Origin of the sequence: Mesotoga sp. HF07.pep.5.2.highcov, assembly GCF_003666285.1 — a bacterium.
GTDB lineage: Bacteria > Thermotogota > Thermotogae > Petrotogales > Kosmotogaceae > Mesotoga > Mesotoga prima.
In genome coordinates, this window is the sequence record NZ_JFHJ01000715.1 from 1 (window position 1) to 679 (window position 679).

At 50.7% G+C, this 679-nt stretch carries 1 protein-coding gene; it reads right to left on the reverse strand.

What is annotated here, in order from left to right:
* Positions 1 to 20: 20 nt before the first annotated feature.
* The coding region (locus tag BG32_RS15205; RefSeq protein WP_147435112.1) for a Gfo/Idh/MocA family protein at positions 21 to 679 on the reverse strand (659 nt) is incomplete at its 5' end.

The window sequence follows — 679 nt, forward strand, 5'->3', positions numbered from 1 at the left end:
ATGACTGAAATCCGAATCAGTCAGCAGATCTGAATCTCTTGGCCTTCTCTGAAGCTCTTGTAAGCAGCATCAACGACTTTGAGAGCCTCAAGTCCATCTTCTCCTCTTGTGAAAGGATCCTTCCCTGACCTAAGAACCTCTACAAAATCCTCAATCAAAAGGCAATCAAAGTTGTCACCATAAGCTTCCCATCGACTACCCTTTTCGTTGGAATAGACCTCAATCTTTGAGTTGAAGACATCCAGGAAGAGCGTTCCCTCAGTTCCGACTATGTGAAGAGTTACGTCTCCCCAGTAAGGATGGGTCTTTGGTCTCGACCAGCTGCAGTCGAGTGTCATGTACTGGCCAGTCGAAAGTCTGAACATCTCCAGTCCACAGTCTTCGACCGGTATGTCATGTATAAGGGTACCGTAAGTTGCGTAAACCTGTGTGAATTCGCAGTCAAGAAGCCATCTCACTATATCCACCACGTGCACGGTGTGATCCATAACGGCACCGCCACCGCCCAGCACCGGGTCTATGAACCAGCCGCCCGGCATTCTCCCGTGGTTTGTTCCCACCAGACTCACCACTTCGCCCAGCAGACCGCCCGCGATGATCTCTCTGGCCTTTCTCACGGAGGCACTGTACCTGACCGGGAAGGCTATTTGAAGCTTCACATTGTTCTCGCGGCAAATCT